Below are 16887 nucleotides of genomic sequence, written 5' to 3' on the forward strand. Positions count from 1 at the left end.
GTTTTCTAGTCGTTAATTATTGTTTAGATTTATTGAATAGAGTGGTAAATGAGTTATGTTGACAAGGAAAATTGAGATTCTAGTCGGTCTTTTTTTATTGTCCGGATTGGCAGCCTTTCTAGTGCTGGTGTTTAATGTGGCCAATGTTGAGGTTAAATCGGGCGATAGTAGTTATACACTATATGCCAAGTTTAATAATATCGGCGGGCTCAAGGTGCGATCACCGGTGAAGGTTGGTGGCGTTGTAGTGGGTCGCGTCAGTGCTATTGACCTAGATCCTGAAAAGTTGGTCCCGGTAGTGACACTTTCGATGGACAAGCGTTATCAGGATTTTCCCGAGACTAGCACTCTCTCTATTTTAACGTCAGGCTTATTAGGCGAGCAGTTTTTGGGGCTCACCCCAGGTTTTATGGATGATGATATTGAGCTATTAGCCGATGGCGATCGTATTGAAGATACCCATTCGGCGTTAGTACTAGAAGAGCTGATAGGCCAGTTCCTCTATAGCATGGGTAAAAAGGATTAGCCTTTTTAAGAAGAGAGTTGGAGAGTTAAAGCATGTTTAAAGGTTTTTATCGAGCCGTAATGTTTGCCATGATGGCACTGTTAAGTGTTGGAGCTCAGGCTGCCGCAAGTACCGATATCGATCAAACCAACCCTTTTACCTTGGTTGAGGCTGTCGCTAACAAGACCTTTGCTCGTTTTCATCAAGATGAAAAGCTGATTGCTGCCGATCCCGATCACCTAAAGGTGATCGTGACCGAAGAGTTGATGCCCTACGTTGACTATAAGTATGCCTCTTATAAGGTGTTAGGCCAGTATCTACGGGACACCACTAAAGATCAGCGTGAGCGTTTCGTAGAAGCATTTAAAGGCTACCTGATTTCGACCTATGCTCAGGCATTTACCGAATATACCGATCAAACAGTAGAATATGGCAGAGCCGAAGACTTTGCCGGTGAGAAGTTTGTGAGTGTCAATGTTCAGGTTGTTGAACCGGGCCGCCCAGCGATTAAGTTACAGTTTAAAGCCCGTCGTTTAAAAGATGGTACTTGGAAAGCGTTTGACTTAATCGCCGAAGGCGTTAGCTTGTTATCATCGAAGCAATCAGAGATCACTAACCTTGTGCGTCAGCAGGGGATCGAGTCAGTGATTGATATGCTGAAAGAGAAGACAAATCAACATATTGATTTGAACGCTAACGAGAAAAAGAGCTAGTGGCAACATTTAAACAGCAAGGGATTAATTGCAGCGTATCGGGTCGGTTAGATCAGGATGCGGTGATCAGCCTATGGAGTGGACGCAGTCGTATTTTGGAGCCAGATACCGCATTTTTGCAGCTATCTGGTATTGAATATTGCGACAGTGCTGGCGTGGCTTTTTTACTGGAATTAGTCAGTATATTTGCCGCCAACGGGGCGACTTTGAAGTTAATATCGCCTTCAGAGCAGCTTAAGAAATTTATTATATTATACGATTTAAACGACTTCTTTATCGAAGAAGCTAAGTAAGGTGAACAGTTCCATGGAATGTAAAGAGATTGAGACCATCCTTTTAGACGCACTTTCTTTAGAGGAAGTAAAAGTGACTCAAGAGGGGACACACTACAAGATTATCGCTGTAGGTGAATGCTTTGACGGTATGGGACGAGTGAAGCAACAGCAGACAATTTACGGCCCATTAATGGCTCACATCACTAGCGGTGAGCTACACGCTATTACGATTAATGCTTTCACGCCAACACAATGGAAGCGTGAAAAAGTCTTTAATATGTAATCGCGGATTTAGAGAGTTAAAGTGGATAAATTAAAAATTGAAGCAAGTGGTGCACTTGCTGGAAACGTGGTTATCTCTGGCGCTAAGAATGCCGCTTTGCCTATTTTAATGGCAGGTGTGTTGGCCGAGACTGATTTCAATGTTTCGAACGTACCAAATCTAAGAGATGTGAATACTAGCTGTGAACTACTGCGCTGCTTGGGCGCTGAAGTGACCCGTTCAGGCACAGATAAAGTATGTATCTCTACCACCAATCTTAATGAATTCTGTGCGCCTTATGAGTTGGTTAAGACCATGCGCGCATCAATTCTCATTCTAGGCCCGCTGCTTGCTCGCTATGGTACGGCCGATGTGTCTCTGCCTGGCGGCTGTGCTATTGGTGCTCGTCCTGTTAACTTGCATCTGCAAGGTCTTGAGCAGATGGGCGCTAAGATTGAGGTTAAAGAAGGCTATATCAAAGCACGTGTTGACGGTCGTTTGAAAGGCGCGCATATCTTTATGGATATGATCAGCGTTGGCGCGACGGAAAACTTGCTAATGGCTGCAGCATTGGCCGATGGTGAAACCATCATCGAAAATGCTGCCCGTGAACCTGAAGTGGTCGATTTAGCCAACTGCTTGATCGCTATGGGCGCTAAAATCGAAGGTGCGGGTACCGATACCGTGCGCATCCAAGGTGTCGAGTCACTGCAAGGTTGTGACTACCAAGTGATGCCAGATCGTATCGAGACTGGTAGCTTCTTGGTTGCTGCGGCTGTGACTCGTGGCAAAATCCGTTGTACTAAAGCGGATCCTAAGTCACTTGAAGCTGTATTGGCAAAACTTGAAGATGCCGGCGCAAACATCACAACAGGTGATGACTGGATTGAGCTAGATATGCAGGGCAAACGCCCTAAAGCGGTAAATATTAAGACCGTGGCATACCCAGGCTTCCCAACCGATATGCAGGCTCAGTTCTGTGTGCTAAACGCACTCGCAGAGGGTACGGCTACGATTACCGAAACCATTTTCGAGAATCGTTTCATGCATGTTCCTGAACTTAGCCGTATGGGCGCAACCATGGAGCTTGAAGGCAATACCTGTATTATTCATGGTATTGAAAAGCTAAATGGTGCGCAGGTGATGGCTACCGATCTACGTGCATCGGCAAGTCTTGTGATTGCAGGCCTTGTTGCTGAAGGAACGACGATCGTAGATCGTATCTACCATTTAGATCGTGGTTACGAGCATATTGAAGATAAATTTAAAGGTCTAGGCGGGCACGTTGAGCGCGTTAAGTCATAAACTTTAAAGTTATACGAATGAAAAGCCATTTAAGTATTCACTTAGATGGCTTTTTTGTTTTATGAGCTAGCGCAAGTTGTAGCCGAATAAAATAGGAAGCAGATCAAAAAATAGCCCGGAGCCAGATGCTATGTTGATGGTATGCCTGTTTTTGTCACGTTTAACATCTACCTCTTCTACGGCCTCGTTTTTTTCTCGATGGGCTGTGCCGTGGTTTTTCGTAATTTTCGCTATAGCCAACTAAAGGTGGCACCAACGCTGTGGGCGTTGGCCGTGTTTGGTTTCTCCCATGCTTTTCATGAATGGTCTGAACTCTATGTGTTGATATTTTCGGATCATATCGCCCCTGAGTACCGCTTATTAACCCAATGGCTCTGTTTGGCTAAGCTATTTCTATCCTATGCCGCCTTGATGGTGTTTGCTTGGCAGATCTTAACTATCAGTAATAAGCGTCTTGCCTATATAGGTCATGGGCTGATCATTGCCTTAATACTGAGTTACGCTTATATGCTGATCCCAGATCTGCATCACTTAGCGGTGAACAAAACCGGCTTTGAAGAAGCCAGTCGATATACTCGGATATTAATTGGCTTCGGCTCTGCGGCTTTGGCTGGTGTTGGTATGGTTGTTTACGGCAACAGTTTACGCCAAGAAGAACATGGCTATGGTTTTTACTTCGCACTGTGCGGCATAGGTTTAATGATTTATGGTGTGCTCTCAGGGTTAGTGCCAACCGAATATCACTACAGTGTGCCTATCTATCGTACATTGGCGGGAGGGATCATTTTAGTCGCTCTATTTAAGGCGCTTAAAGTCTTTGATTTAGAGAAGGAGCACAAGACTGCCGCTAAACTGAAACGCGCCATCGAAGCGGATAAGTACAAGGCGATAGGTCAGCTGGCGATGGGAGTCGCTCATGAGATCAATAATCCACTGGCTTCGTCCACTTTGGCGCTGGATCTATTGGAGCGAAAGCACCCTCATTTGTTTGATTCAGAAGCCAATTACCTAAGCCGTGTCCGCTTAGGGATTGAGCGCGCATCGTCTATCAGTAAAGAGTTGTTGAACTATGCTAGGCCAGCATCGGGGAAGCGCTGCTTCGTTGCCCTTAGCGAGGTGTTAGACTCAGGTGTGAAGTTACTGTCACATCGAACTAAGCAGTATAAGATCCAGTTGAACTGCAGTGAAAATATCGTTTTATATGCCGAGAGGATCAAACTAGAAGAGCTGTTTATTAATCTATTGTGCAATGCCATCGATGCCTCACCAGCGAATAGCTCGATTATCGTGATTGCTCAACAGGATGAGCAGAAGGTATGTGTGACGGTTGAAGACTTTGGTTGTGGAATGAGCGAAGAGTTGCTGGCGCGGTCAACAGAGCTATTCTACTCAACTAAGGCTGTTGGCCAAGGGACAGGGTTAGGATTGGCAATTTGCGAACAGATAGTATCACTACATAATGGGAAAATGCGTATTGTGAGTAGCGAAGGAAAAGGTACGCGGGTTGAGTTGACATTTTATCGGGAGCAGCACTGATGACCGCAATTTTGTTAGCGGAGGATGACAGAGAACTAAGCCAAAATATGGTTGAAATTCTTGAGCTTGAAGGCTTTAACGTTACTGCGGTTGAAAGCGCGGAAGCCGCGATTAAGGCGAGTGAGACGCAACACTTTGATATTGCCTTGATGGACTTGTTGATGTCAGGAATGACTGGGGTTGAAGCCATCTCTAACTTAAGGCAAAAACAACCACTCATTGCCGTTATTATTATCACCGCCTATGCCACTGTCGATACGGCCGTGGATGCCATGAAAAAAGGGGCCGATAGTGTGATGACTAAACCCTTTAAAAGCGATGAACTCATTGTCACCATAAGGCGAAGTCTAGCAGAGAAGCAGTTGTTTAAGAGCCGTGTCGATCTCGATCCGGATCTGGTTTATGGCGCACTGGCGAATGCTTATCGACGTAAAGCACTTAAGGTTTTGGCGGAACATAAGACACTTAAGTTTATGGATTTATGTCGTTTAGTAGAAATAGAGGATCATACTAAGTTTAACTTCCACCTGCGCCAGTTAAAAAAGGCCGGGCTTGTAACTCAAAATGAGAACAAGATCTACATTTTGACAAATACTGGACAATTTGTGATAACAAGTCATAACATTTCTCAAGACTAAATTTTCTATTTAAACAGTGTATTAGCTCATTTCTGATAACTATAGTTCACAACTCTCTGATAGCGGTGAACTCTAGTTATCTATCTCTTTAGTAGTAACTCTTCAATACTTGATGCATGCCCAAAGAGGCATATCAGTCGCCACTCCCTGCAACGTTGGCGATATGAATAGCAATGTTGAGGATGAACTTATGAACGCACACATTCCATGTAAAAAACTACTGCTTGCCAGCATGATAACCATGCTGGTGGCTTGTGGTAGCGATAACGATGACAATACAAACCTACCTGTAGAGAATACCCCACCTGTGGCGGTGGCTGATTTTGCCAATGTCTTGGCTGAAGATGTGGTGACTATTGATGTGCTTGCTAATGATAGCGATGCCGATGGTGATACACTAACTATCGTTTCTGTCGATTCTGGTAGTGCCGTGATAAAAGACGGTAAGGTCGACTTTACTGCTGGCACCGAAGCGGGAGAGGTCAAGTTTAACTATACGATAACCGATGGCACAGATGAGGCATCAGCCGTCGTCACCGTGACAGTTGAGGCACAGCCCGTGCCTGAGCCGCTAACTTATGTTGGCAGCGCCGCGTGTGCGGGTTGTCACAGCGGTCAACATGAAACCTTTAGCAAGACTGGGCATAACTTCAAGATCCAGAAAATTGCTAACGGCGAGCAGCCTACTTTCCCGTACACACCTGAAGCAACGATTACAGGGGCAATTGATCTACTCCAATTTGCGGGTCCAGATGGTGACGGTACAACCAATAACGATCTTGGTGCACCAACGAGTTACGATGATGTCACTTATGTAGTGGGTGGCTATCATTGGAAGATGCGCTGGTTAGATGCCGATGGTTATATTGTCACAGGTACCAATGTGCAATATAACATTCGCAATAGCGATGGTGAGTTGAATATCCCTGAGAATCATCTAAACGATCCTGATGTGATGGGCAACTACAAAACGAGTGACTTTAATTACCAGTATAAGTGTGGTAACTGCCATACAACAGGTTGGAAGCGTACGACTACTGAAGATGGAGATACACGTAACCCAGACCGCCAAGATGGTCTACCAGGCATGGGCGGTACCTTTGCCGAGCAAGGCATCCAGTGTGAAGCTTGTCATGGTGCAGGTAGTGACCATATTAAGGCACCTTCAAAAGATAATATTACAAAAATTGCCATGGCTCGTACAACAGACGACTTCCTAGCCGAAGATATGGCGTTTGGTAAGGCGGTCACCTGTGGTGAATGTCATACTCGTGATGGCGAGAAGGATTACCCAACGTATGTGAGCGCATATAACGCAGCCTTCCCTGATGGTAGCCAAGTGGGTGGACGCATTATCTCTAGTGGCGGCCTATCTAAGCATCACCAGACAGCCGATGAAATACTGGGTGTGGTTCCTGAAGCCCACGGTAGCTATCAAGCGGGTGACGAGATTGGTCCTAAGCGTAATATGAGCTGTACAACTTGTCATGACTCTCACAAGTCGACGGTCAATCAAGATAGTGCCGATGGCCTACATGCTGGAGCCGTGAAAGCCTGTACTGATTGTCACGATAAAGAGTTCACCGACGGTGGTGGTTCATTTGGTCATGCAAATATGGCTGAATGTACAACATGTCATATGCCAAAGCTTGCCAAGAGTGCAGTGACTCATCTAGGTAAAGACGGCACAACAGCTTTCGGTGATGTGAAGTCTCATCTATTTACTATCGACTTAGACCCAGCGGCCAAGCAGTTCACTGAAGATGGTAAGTTCCAAATGCCTTGGTCTACTGCGCAGTACTCTTGTGGTGAATGTCATGCAGATTATGCAGACAAAGCTGCGGCGCTGCCTAAAATCCATAAATAAAAATAAGCTCATCACTATTTAGTCTCTCCCGACAAGCCACGCTAACCTATTTAGCGTGGCTTTTTTTATGGGCGAAGGCTGTGTTACACCGATTAGGCAAGCCGGTTCTAGGTATTTTAAAAGCAGGTTCTAGGAAAGGCTGAGATAGGTTCTAGGAAAGGCTGAGATAGGTTCTAGGAAAGGCTGAGATAGGTTCTAGGTGCTAAGAAAAGCAGGAAAGCGAAGAAAGGTTCTAGGTGCTAGGAAAAGCAAGAAAGCCAAGACGGTAAGGCTGAGATGGTAGGGCTAAGACGGTAAGGCTAAGACGGTAAGGCTAAGACGGTAAAGCTGAGACGGTAAAGCTAAGACGGTAAGGCTAAGACGGTAAGGCTAAGACGGTAGGGCTGAGACGGTAAGGCTAAGACGGTAAGGCTAAGACGGTAGGGCTAAGACGGTAAAGCTAAGACGGTAGAGCTAAGACGGTAAGGCTGAGACGATAAAGTTAAGACGATAAAGTTAAGAAGGTAAAGTTAAGAAGGTAAGGCTGAGACGATAGGGCTAAGACGGTAAGGYTGAGACGGTAGGGCTAAGACGGTAAGGCTAAGACGGTAGGGCTAAGACGGTAGGGCTAAGACGGTAAGGCTAAGACGGTAGGGCTAAGACGGTAAGGCTGAGACGGTMGGGCTAAGACGGTAAAGCTAAGACGGTAAAGCTAAGAYGGTAGGGCTAAGACGRTAAGGCTGAGACGGTAAGGCTGAGACGGTAAGGCTGAGACGGTAAGGCTAAGACGGTAAGGCTAAGACGRTAAGGCTGAGACGGTAAGGCTAAGACGGTAGGGCTGAGACGGTAAGGCTAAGACGGTAAAGCAGAGACGGTAAAGCTGAGACGGTAAAGCTGAGACGGTAAAGCTAAGACGGTAGAGCTAAGACGGTAGAGCTAAGACGGTAGAGCTAAGACGGTAGAGCTAAGACGGTAAGGCTGAGACGGTAGAGCTGAGGCTGGTGCTAGAAAAAGTCGCTCTAGTTGAGAGAGCAAGCGCTAAATGAAAAAGGCAAAACAGCTGAACCTGTTTTGCCTTTTCGCGTTTTATGTTTTGCTAGCAGCTAGCACAAACTAACATTCAGGCCTAGAATTGAGAAAGCTTCGCGGCTAGAGCGGACTGCGTCTTGCCATACAATCAAAAGCGGTACTCAGCTCTTATCTTTCAGCCTTTGCTTTTCCGTCTTTCTACCGTCTTAGCTTGTATCGTCTTTTTCGTCTCAGCTTTTCCTAGAACCTAATTATAGTGAACAGGCTTCTCGGCAATGATGACTGGCACTTCGTAAGACTTACCATCTCGAATAACTGTCATCATCACCTTCTTTCCAGGTGTGGTTTCTGCGATTCTGTCCATCAGCATCTCAACACCTGGAATTGACTCACCTTCGTACTTGGTGATCACATCTCGGGGTTGTAGCTTAGCCTGTGCTGCAGGGCCGTTACGGTCTATGCTGGTAATGACGACGCCTGTGAGATCTGGCAGGTTTAAGATCTGGGCCATCACAGGGCCAACAGCTTCGCCGCCAATCCCAAGGGCACCACGAATGACTCGACCATTTTTAATTAATTTATCCATAATACTATGGGCAAGCTTAATGGGAATGGCGAAGTTGATACCGTGACCACCGCCTTCACCACCAATCTGGAAGGCTGCGGTATTGATACCGATAAGCTGGCCCGTGGTGTCGATCAGTGCGCCACCAGAGTTGCCGGCATTAATGGCGGCATCTGTTTGCAGGAAGTCCAAGTAACCAGAGCTTAAGCCGTTACGACCCGTCGCACTGATAATCCCTTGAGTGATGGTTTGGCCTAGATTATATGGGTTACCAATAGCCAGTACGACATCACCCACGCGTGCGGGTACGTTGAGGTTTACTGGCACGATAGGGAGGTTGTCTCCCTCGACCTTAAGCACGGCTAAGTCTGTTTCAGGATCTGAACCGACAACTTCCGAGGTAAACTTACGTCCATCTTGCAGGGCAACTACGATCTCATCGGCGCGTTTAATCACATGATAGTTGGTAAGAATATAGCCTTCTTTACTCATTATCACGCCAGAGCCAAGCCCTTGCAGTGAACCAGGGTTTAATGGCTTAGATTGATCTATGCTCAGGCTATAGATATTCACTACGGCAGGCGCGGCTCGGCGTACAGCTGTAGAAAATGATAGCTCGCTGTTACTGGTCGATACTCGGCTGCTGATCCCGTTAGTAATGCTTTGACCAGTAATGAGTGGAAGAACAAAAATAATCACTACAGCCATGATAAGGCCGAATAATACGGCTTTACCGACATATATAAGTGTGTCTTTGATAATCATGTCTGAGAATAAGTGCTGAAAAGATGAATTATATTAACATGTTTGTACTAAATTGTACGTAATGAAAAGCGCCTTAAATCCTAAAAGAGAGCCGAGCATATCGCTCGGCTTTCAGTTTAGACTATTGGGCTGGCTATCTAAGGATTAAATAGAGGCTAGTATTATCGCGTCTAATCTTTAATGCCACAGAGCCTTTCTGCTCTTTAAGTGCCGACTTAAGAGCTTTAAGGTTGTTCACTTTAGTACGGTTAACACCGACTATGATGTCGCCTTTTATTAAGCCGCTCATCGCTGCGGGTGAGCCTTGAGCAACATCGGTGAGCTCTATGCCCGATGAGCTGGCATTCTCCAACTTTGCCCCTTGTAGCATAGGATGCACCGCACCTGCTGCCGCTTCGGCTGCCTGAGTTGATTCACCGAGTATGGCGGTAACAGTTTCTTTATCACCATCGCGGATTAAACCAAATTCGACTTTCGTTCCTGCGCCCATGGTTGCCACTTTTGCGCGTAACTCCTGGAAGCTCTTAATGCTACGGCCATTAACGCTGACGATAATATCACCGACTTTTATGCCGGCTTTAGCTGCGGCGCTATCTGGCATCACTTCGTTAATGAAGCCACCGTGTTGGGTTTCGATCCCGAAGCCTTTTGCAAGCTCGCTAGTGAGATCTTGTCCCATCACGCCAAGTACGCCGCGGCGTACTTCACCGTGTTCGATGATCTGCTTCACTAGGTTGTTGACCATGTTCGCTGGAATAGCAAAACCAATACCAACGTTACCGCCACCTGGAGCGACAATCGCGGTATTGATTCCGATAAGCTCACCGTTGAGGTTTACCAGTGCGCCACCGGAATTACCGCTGTTAATCGCGGCATCGGTTTGAATAAAGTTTTCTAACATCTCGATGCCAAGACCACTGCGGCCCATAGCACTGACTATGCCTGAAGTGACCGTTTGGCCAAGCCCAAATGGGTTGCCGATTGCGACTGCAAAGTCGCCAACCTGAAGTGCGTCAGAATCGGCACGTTTCAGTGCAGTAAGGTTTTTAGCTTTGATCTGCAGTAATGCAATATCTGACTCGGCATCGGTGCCAATGAGTTTGGCTTCTATTTCACGGCCATCATGTAGGCCGATAAGGATTTCGTCTGCACCTTCAATCACATGGTTGTTAGTGACGATATAGCCTTCTTTGGCATTGATGATGACGCCGGAGCCGAGCCCTCTAAATGGACGTTCCTGCACTTGCTCACGAGGAGCGTTGGGGCCAAAAAAGTATCGGAAAGCATCCGGTACTTTTTGTTTAGAAACATGGGTGCCAGAAACTGCTACGGCAACAACTGCAGGGGTCGTTTCTTGTAGCATTGGAGCCAAGCTAGGTAGCTCTTGCCCATCGACGGCCAAAGGAATTGCAGCTTGAGAGACTACTGGGGCTAGCGTCAGGGTTGCGCCTAATATCGCTGCTGAAAGTAAGGATAATTTAGTCTTCATTTATATGTTGCTCCAATTTTCAAAACAAAAATCTTTAAACCAATGCGAATAGCTGCGTACGGTCAGTACTGCGCAAGGTACATATAGTCGTATGCTGCTTCATTCATATTGGTTCGGACTCAAGTGAGTATCAAAAAGTTCATCAATTATTAACAAAGGTTAATTTATCCCCATGGCGCTAGGCCGCAGTTAGTTCTTTCTTCTCGATAAGCTCAACTTCCTCTTCGCTCTTTTCGGTGTTTTGTACTTTCAATTCTGGTAGCTGTTTATCTGTCACAGGTGATGTGAATAAACTTGCAGATGCATTCCACTGCTGATTGACTCTATTTAGCTGTGCCGTCAGTTCTGCAAGTTGCTTGTAATGTTCATCAAAGTGATCTGATACTTCCTGCTTGTATTGACTGAGCTCGAGCTGAGTTTGCTCTAACTGCTCATTATTACTTTTATGGCGATTGTTTTTAGCTAATAAAGTATGGCCTACGTAGCCAAAGACGCCACCAATCACAAACGCGGCAAGGGTTAATGCCCACTCCATATAGACTCCTAAATAAACTTATATGATGCTGATTGAGCCAAATATACATCGCAGCTTTGTAGCGTGGTACCATTTACTCAGAAAATTACTGAGAATAACCCGACAAACGGCTCAAATTGAGCCGATTTGTGTATCTGCTACTTACTAATCGGGTGATTTACGTGCTTGGGTTAAAAGATACCCAGCCACTTAGTAAGGTACTTTGTAGCGTGGTACGACTTACCCAAACATGAACTAAAAAATAAATTATCAAACGGTTTTATTTGAGCCGATTTGTGTTCACACCTTACAAATAGAGAGTGATTTACGTGTCGCAATTAACTCCCTGGCAGCATTATCAGCAAGATTTAACCCGAGATGATTTTTCCCATGACTCTGCTCAAGAGCAGGCCGTAAAGCAACTGCAGCGGGTCTATGATGATCTGATTGCTTTAAACGACAAGCAGAGTAAAAGTAACAAGTTATTTTCTCTATTTGGCAAAAAGCGTAAACAGGGTGTGCAAGGCCTGTATCTATGGGGCGGGGTAGGCCGTGGCAAAACCTATCTGATGGATACTTTCTTCGATGCTCTGCCGGGGGAAAAGAAGCTACGGGCGCACTTTCACCGTTTCATGCATCAGCTACATATTGATCTTGCTGAGCTTCAGGGGCAAAGAGACCCGCTAATTATTATTGCTAAGAGAATGGCGGCGCAATATCAGGTGATCTGCTTCGATGAGTTTTTTGTGTCAGATATCACCGATGCCATGCTGCTTGGTACTCTGTTTGAATCACTCTTTTCCGAGGGCGTCGCACTGGTAGCAACCTCGAATATCATTCCTGATGAGCTTTACCGCAATGGTTTGCAGCGTGCGCGCTTCTTACCTGCGATAGCGGCTATCAATAAGCATTGTGATGTCCTAAACGTTGATTCCGGTGTCGACTACCGTTTAAGAACTTTGGAGCAAGCTGAGATCTTCCATTCGCCACTCGATGCCAAAGCTGAGCAAAACTTAGCTGAGTATTTTAGCAAGCTAGCACCAGAGTCTGAGGTTTCGACGTTGGGGTTGGAAATCGATGGCCGTGTGATTGATATTCGCCAGCAGGCTCAGGGAGTGTTACTCATCGATTTTCGAGCCCTGTGCGATGGTCCGCGAAGCCAGCGGGATTATATGGAAGTCGCTCGGCTTTACCACACTGTGCTGCTGAGTAATGTGGAGCAGATGGGTGAGCAGTTAACGGGTGATGATATCGCGCGCCGCTTCTTAGCCATGGTCGATGAGTTCTACGAGCGCAACGTAAAGCTCATTATCTCATCGGCGGTTTCTCTTGAGGAGATCTATACTGAGGGCTTATTAAGCTTCGAATTTAGGCGTTGTCGTTCTAGGCTTACAGAGATGCAATCTCATGATTATCTGGCTTTGGAGCATATCCCGTAGATTTTTAGCGTAAAATTAATAGAAAACTTGGGCGGGATCGCTTATTGTTCGCCACCAAAATTTTCCTCAAATAGCTGAAAGACCCCAGTTACGGCGATCTTTGGCAATGTTTTGTTGGTTCTTTTTTGAAATTGAGTGAGCAAAAGGGCGGAATGAATTAAAACTGATAAGAATTAAACTAAAAAATTAGGTGATTTTTAACTCAGCTTTGTCTATAATCCGCAACCTGCCCTCGTTATCCACCAATAAGGTGGAAGTTGTAAAGCTTATTCTTTGCTCGAAGGGGCGGGGAATGGCACTTTTTGTGTTTCTGCCAATGATGGCATAAACATGTGAGACAGAATTTTAACATTGGGTTTTTGTAAATGAAGACTACTTTTACTGCTACACCTGAAACAGTCACTCGTGATTGGTTCGTCGTTGACGCCGAAGGTAAAACTTTGGGTCGTATCGCTACTGAAATTGCTACACGTCTACGTGGTAAGCACAAGCCAGAGTATACGCCTCATGTAGATACTGGTGACTACATCATCGTTATTAACGCTGAGAAAGTTGCTGTGACTGGTAACAAAGCTAAAGGCAAAGTTTACTACTCACATTCTGGTTTCATCGGTGGCATTAAGCAGATCACTTTTGAGAAGCTACAAGACCATAAGCCTGAAATGATCATCGAGAAGGCTGTTAAGGGTATGCTACCTAAAGGTCCATTGGGCCGTGCCATGTTCCGTAAGCTTAAAGTTTACGCTGGTTCAGAGCATAACCACGCTGCACAACAACCTCAAGTTCTTGATATCTAAACGGGATTATAGCAATGGCTGCAACTCAATACTACGGCACTGGCCGTCGCAAAACATCTACTGCTCGCGTATTCGCTAAAGTAGGTACTGGTAACATCATCGTTAACAAGCTACCTCTAGACGAATACTTCGGTCGTGAAACTTCTCGCATGGTTGTTCGTCAGCCTCTAGAGCTAGTTGAAATGACTGAGAAGTTAGACATCATGGTAACTGTAAAGGGTGGTGGTAACACTGGCCAAGCAGGTGCAATCCGTCACGGTATCACCCGTGCGTTGATGGAACTTGACGAGTCTCTACGTCCTTCTCTACGTGCTGCTGGTTTCGTTACCCGTGATGCTCGTAAAGTTGAGCGTAAGAAAGTTGGTCTACGTAAAGCACGTCGTAAGCCACAATTCTCTAAGCGTTAATTTTCGCTTTCAGAGTTCAAAAAACCCAGCTATATGCTGGGTTTTTTCTTATCTAAAATCTGCTTTTTACCGCGTCTGCATTATCTTATCTTCGACCATCCTTGCTCTCGTACCTACTATATCCATATAGTCGTGCATTAATCCTTGCTGCTCGCAACGAGTGAAGAGCATAGTTGCACTAGGGTTGAGCTTGTTAACACTGTATCGGGACTGCTAAAACGCTCTGAGTCGATCAACTTCTCATACGAATTGGTATAATTTAAAAATTATGTCGAGTAGATTGAGATTATTTAGCCATTTTTGCTCTGCCTAATCTGAGAAGGGTTAGCGCAGTTTTGAACTGCTTAAGTTCATCATTAAGGTTTTTTTCGCTGGATTGTTCACTTAAGGGAACACATAGTTATGTCTTTTGAGTTAATCATGCTGTCGTTAGGTTTGGTGCTAATAATTGAAGGAATTGGGCCACTTTTGTTTCCAAATCGTTGGCGGGCCTATTTGAAAGAAATTTCCAATCAAAATCAGCAGCTTTTGCAAAGGCTTGGTGGTTCCTTAGTCGCTATTGGGGTGGTGTTGTTGATTATTTTTTCATAAATTACTTGCCTATAGCCCCCATAGATCTGCTAAAATCCCGTTTTAACCACTACCGTGCAGCAAATAATGGGCAAAAACGTTGTAGTTCTCGGCACCCAATGGGGTGACGAAGGAAAGGGTAAGATAGTCGATCTTCTTACCGAACAGGCTAAATATGTCGTTCGTTACCAAGGTGGCCACAATGCGGGTCATACTCTAGTTATCGATGGCGACAAAACCGTTCTTCATCTTATTCCATCAGGGATCTTACGCGATAATGTTAAGTGCATTATTGGTAACGGCGTGGTGCTTGCACCTGACGCACTGATGGCAGAAATTAACATGCTTAAAGAGCGTGGCGTACCTGTAGAGGAACGTTTACTAATTTCTGAAGCATGTCCTCTAATTCTACCATTCCATTGTGCTCTAGACATTGCTCGCGAAAAAGCGCGCGGCAATAATGCTATTGGTACAACGGGTCGTGGTATCGGTCCAGCATACGAAGACAAAGTCTCTCGTCGCGGTTTACGCGTAGGCGATCTGTTTGATGCAGAATTGTTTGCAGTTAAACTGAAAGAAGTCATGGCTTACCATAACTTCATGCTAACCGAATACTACAAGTGTGACGCTGTTGATTACGAAGAGACATTGAAAGATGCTCTAGCAATCGCTGACTACTTGAAGAGCATGTGCACAGACGTATCTGAGCTACTTGATCAGGCGCGTAAAGCTGGCGAACCAATTCTATTTGAAGGTGCTCAAGGCACGTTACTAGATATTGACCATGGTACTTATCCGTTCGTAACCTCTTCTAATACTACAGCTGGTGGTGTTGCAACAGGTTCAGGATTCGGTCCACGTCACCTAGATTACGTTTTGGGTATCATGAAGGCTTACACCACTCGTGTTGGTGCTGGTCCTTTCCCAACTGAATTGAAAAACGAAATCGGCGACTACTTAGGTACTAAGGGTCACGAGTTCGGTGCGACTACTGGTCGTAAGCGTCGTCCAGGTTGGTTAGACGTTGTCGCTATGAAGCGTGCAGTTCAAATCAACAGCGTAAGCGGTTTCTGCTTAACTAAGCTAGACGTTCTAGACGGCCTAGAAGAAGTTAAGATCTGTGTTGGCTACCAGTACCCAGATGGCACTGTAGCAACAACGACTCCTTTAGCGGCTGAAGGTTATGAGCAGGTAACGCCTGTTCTTGAAACTATGCCTGGTTGGAGCGAGTCAACTTTCGGCGCGACTTCTGTTGAGCAATTGCCACAAGCGGCATTGAACTACATTAAGCGTCTTGAAGAGTTGCTAGAAACGCCAATCGATATTATCTCAACGGGTCCCGATAGAAACGAGACCATGATTCTAGTGAATCCGTTTAGTTAATAATAAGAGGCCGCGATAAGCGGCCTTTTTATTGGCTTAGTATGACTGAGTATAAATGGAGTTCGAGAGAGCTGAACTCAAGAAATACGCTATAATGCCGATGACATAAAGTAGAGTATATTCAAGTAATCTTTTAAGATTGCATGATTAAACAATATTTGATTCACCCTATTTGTCATTGAGAACCCTTATGCTGCGTTATGTATTGATTACAATCTTGTCGTTATCTGCTCTACCGAGCTTTGCGACCACCAAGGCTATTGATGTCTATACTCAAGAGCAATTGGTTGATCTGATTCGAACTAAACGTTATTTGACGCAAGTTAAGGGCGATGATTGTCAGATAGTACAGGATATTGAAGCAAGGGCTGAGGTACTAAAACAGCCTTTGTATCAGTATCTTTGGGCGGAAATGCTCAATTATGGGATCTGCGTGAAGGCGAATCCGCCGCGTGGGATCTCTATGTTAAAAACCTCTGCTGAGCAGGGGAGTGCCGAGGCCATGGTGAGAATGGCTGAGTATTATCATGATGGTAAGTTTGTCATCGAAGATAAACAAAGGGCGGTGCAGTATGCATTGCCTGCTGCCGCGACAGGCGATCTGCCTGCACGGATGATGTTGGTTCGGTTATTTGGTGAGGGCTATGGTAGTCCTCGAGATTACGAAGTGGGTTTTCATTGGCTCTATAACGAAGTCTTTAGCGATGAAACCACGCAAGCCGAAGCAATTAACTTGTTAAAGGTGTTAGAGGCAAAGATGCCGCCCAGCGCTGTTGCTAGGGCAAAGAAAGAGCACCTTAGAACGCCACAATAAGCATGGCCCAGAGATGGTCATGTCACTAATTTGGA

At 45.5% G+C, this 16887-nt stretch carries 17 protein-coding genes; 14 read left to right on the top strand and 3 right to left on the bottom strand.

The annotated features are described in order from the left end of the window. Positions 1–55 precede the first annotated feature (55 nt). The 8 genes from mlaD to L1D44_RS01530 all read left to right on the top strand — a co-directional run bounded on the left by mlaD (position 56) and on the right by L1D44_RS01530 (position 7101). Entirely contained in the window at positions 56–526 is a 471-nt protein-coding gene (gene mlaD / locus L1D44_RS01495; RefSeq protein ID WP_239888538.1) for an outer membrane lipid asymmetry maintenance protein MlaD, read from the top strand. A 32-nt stretch (positions 527–558) separates the two neighbouring features. Further along, on the top strand, positions 559–1218 hold the full coding sequence (locus tag L1D44_RS01500) for an ABC transporter substrate-binding protein (RefSeq protein WP_239888539.1): 660 nt from the start codon (positions 559–561) through the stop codon (positions 1216–1218). After that, positions 1218–1511, top strand: coding sequence for an STAS domain-containing protein (locus tag L1D44_RS01505; RefSeq protein ID WP_220769415.1), 294 nt, complete (start codon positions 1218–1220; stop codon positions 1509–1511). The genes L1D44_RS01500 and L1D44_RS01505 overlap by 1 nt, the downstream gene beginning before the upstream one ends. Before the next feature lie 13 nt (positions 1512–1524). Next, a complete protein-coding gene (locus tag L1D44_RS01510) occupies positions 1525–1776 on the top strand; it encodes a BolA family protein (RefSeq protein ID WP_012156801.1) in 252 nt (83 codons plus the stop codon). A 21-nt stretch (positions 1777–1797) separates the two neighbouring features. Next, positions 1798–3060 carry a UDP-N-acetylglucosamine 1-carboxyvinyltransferase gene (gene murA / locus L1D44_RS01515; RefSeq protein WP_239888540.1) on the top strand — a complete coding sequence of 421 codons (1263 nt, stop codon included), beginning with the start codon at positions 1798–1800 and terminating at the stop codon, positions 3058–3060. 210 nt (positions 3061–3270) lie between these two features. After that, positions 3271–4596, top strand: coding sequence for an MFS domain-containing histidine kinase (locus tag L1D44_RS01520; protein WP_239888541.1), 1326 nt, complete (start codon positions 3271–3273; stop codon positions 4594–4596). Continuing rightward, positions 4596–5234 carry a response regulator gene (locus tag L1D44_RS01525; protein WP_239888542.1) on the top strand — a complete coding sequence of 213 codons (639 nt, stop codon included), beginning with the start codon at positions 4596–4598 and terminating at the stop codon, positions 5232–5234. The genes L1D44_RS01520 and L1D44_RS01525 overlap by 1 nt, the downstream gene beginning before the upstream one ends. Positions 5235–5424: 190 nt before the next feature. After that, positions 5425–7101, top strand: coding sequence for an Ig-like domain-containing protein (locus L1D44_RS01530; RefSeq protein WP_239888543.1), 1677 nt, complete (start codon positions 5425–5427; stop codon positions 7099–7101). 1255 nt (positions 7102–8356) lie between these two features. Here L1D44_RS01530 and degS read toward each other — a convergent pair. The 3 genes from degS to L1D44_RS01545 all read right to left on the bottom strand — a co-directional run bounded on the left by degS (position 8357) and on the right by L1D44_RS01545 (position 11463). Continuing rightward, entirely contained in the window at positions 8357–9439 is a 1083-nt protein-coding gene (degS, locus tag L1D44_RS01535; RefSeq protein WP_239888544.1) for an outer membrane-stress sensor serine endopeptidase DegS, read from the bottom strand. 133 nt (positions 9440–9572) lie between these two features. Further along, complete coding sequence (locus L1D44_RS01540) at positions 9573–10928, bottom strand: DegQ family serine endoprotease (protein ID WP_239888545.1); 1356 nt, start codon at positions 10926–10928, stop codon at positions 9573–9575. A 178-nt stretch (positions 10929–11106) separates the two neighbouring features. Beyond that, the gene (locus tag L1D44_RS01545) at positions 11107–11463 is read right to left on the bottom strand and encodes a DUF1043 family protein (RefSeq protein ID WP_239888546.1); all 357 of its coding nucleotides are present in this window, start codon (positions 11461–11463) and stop codon (positions 11107–11109) included. 308 nt (positions 11464–11771) lie between these two features. On the opposite strand from L1D44_RS01545, the gene zapE reads away from it, so the two are divergent. The 6 genes from zapE (at position 11772) to L1D44_RS01575 (ending at position 16852) form a co-directional block, all read left to right on the top strand. Then, positions 11772–12881: a cell division protein ZapE gene (gene zapE, locus L1D44_RS01550; RefSeq protein WP_239888547.1), complete on the top strand. Its 1110-nt coding sequence runs from the start codon at positions 11772–11774 to the stop codon at positions 12879–12881. Between the two features lie 365 nt (positions 12882–13246). Further along, positions 13247–13678, top strand: coding sequence for a 50S ribosomal protein L13 (gene rplM / locus L1D44_RS01555; RefSeq protein WP_028766446.1), 432 nt, complete (start codon positions 13247–13249; stop codon positions 13676–13678). Between the two features lie 14 nt (positions 13679–13692). After that, the gene (rpsI, locus tag L1D44_RS01560; RefSeq protein WP_012156791.1) at positions 13693–14085 is read left to right on the top strand and encodes a 30S ribosomal protein S9; all 393 of its coding nucleotides are present in this window, start codon (positions 13693–13695) and stop codon (positions 14083–14085) included. A gap of 402 nt (positions 14086–14487) precedes the next feature. Further along, positions 14488–14676: a DUF2065 domain-containing protein gene (locus tag L1D44_RS01565; protein WP_220769245.1), complete on the top strand. Its 189-nt coding sequence runs from the start codon at positions 14488–14490 to the stop codon at positions 14674–14676. A 66-nt stretch (positions 14677–14742) separates the two neighbouring features. After that, on the top strand, positions 14743–16038 hold the full coding sequence (locus L1D44_RS01570) for an adenylosuccinate synthase (protein WP_220769246.1): 1296 nt from the start codon (positions 14743–14745) through the stop codon (positions 16036–16038). A 190-nt stretch (positions 16039–16228) separates the two neighbouring features. Continuing rightward, a complete protein-coding gene (locus L1D44_RS01575) occupies positions 16229–16852 on the top strand; it encodes a flagellar protein MotX (protein WP_239888548.1) in 624 nt (207 codons plus the stop codon). Positions 16853–16887 lie beyond the last annotated feature (35 nt).

The organism is Shewanella sp. Isolate13 (assembly GCF_022398325.1).
GTDB lineage: Bacteria > Pseudomonadota > Gammaproteobacteria > Enterobacterales > Shewanellaceae > Shewanella.

Bases quoted from the DNA above. Each gene is read 5' to 3' on its own strand.
- mlaD (WP_239888538.1), top strand. From the start codon at position 56: ATGTTGACAAGGAAAATTGAGATTCTAGTCGGTCTTTTTTTATTGTCC.
- L1D44_RS01500 (WP_239888539.1), top strand. From the start codon at position 559: ATGTTTAAAGGTTTTTATCGAGCCGTAATGTTTGCCATGATGGCACTG.
- L1D44_RS01510 (WP_012156801.1), top strand. From the start codon at position 1,525: ATGGAATGTAAAGAGATTGAGACCATCCTTTTAGACGCACTTTCTTTA.
- L1D44_RS01525 (WP_239888542.1), top strand. From the start codon at position 4,596: ATGACCGCAATTTTGTTAGCGGAGGATGACAGAGAACTAAGCCAAAAT.
- L1D44_RS01530 (WP_239888543.1), top strand. From the start codon at position 5,425: ATGAACGCACACATTCCATGTAAAAAACTACTGCTTGCCAGCATGATA.
- degS (WP_239888544.1), bottom strand. From the start codon at position 9,439: ATGATTATCAAAGACACACTTATATATGTCGGTAAAGCCGTATTATTC.
- L1D44_RS01540 (WP_239888545.1), bottom strand. From the start codon at position 10,928: ATGAAGACTAAATTATCCTTACTTTCAGCAGCGATATTAGGCGCAACC.
- L1D44_RS01545 (WP_239888546.1), bottom strand. From the start codon at position 11,463: ATGGAGTGGGCATTAACCCTTGCCGCGTTTGTGATTGGTGGCGTCTTT.
- rplM (WP_028766446.1), top strand. From the start codon at position 13,247: ATGAAGACTACTTTTACTGCTACACCTGAAACAGTCACTCGTGATTGG.
- rpsI (WP_012156791.1), top strand. From the start codon at position 13,693: ATGGCTGCAACTCAATACTACGGCACTGGCCGTCGCAAAACATCTACT.
- L1D44_RS01565 (WP_220769245.1), top strand. From the start codon at position 14,488: ATGTCTTTTGAGTTAATCATGCTGTCGTTAGGTTTGGTGCTAATAATT.
- L1D44_RS01570 (WP_220769246.1), top strand. From the start codon at position 14,743: ATGGGCAAAAACGTTGTAGTTCTCGGCACCCAATGGGGTGACGAAGGA.
- L1D44_RS01575 (WP_239888548.1), top strand. From the start codon at position 16,229: ATGCTGCGTTATGTATTGATTACAATCTTGTCGTTATCTGCTCTACCG.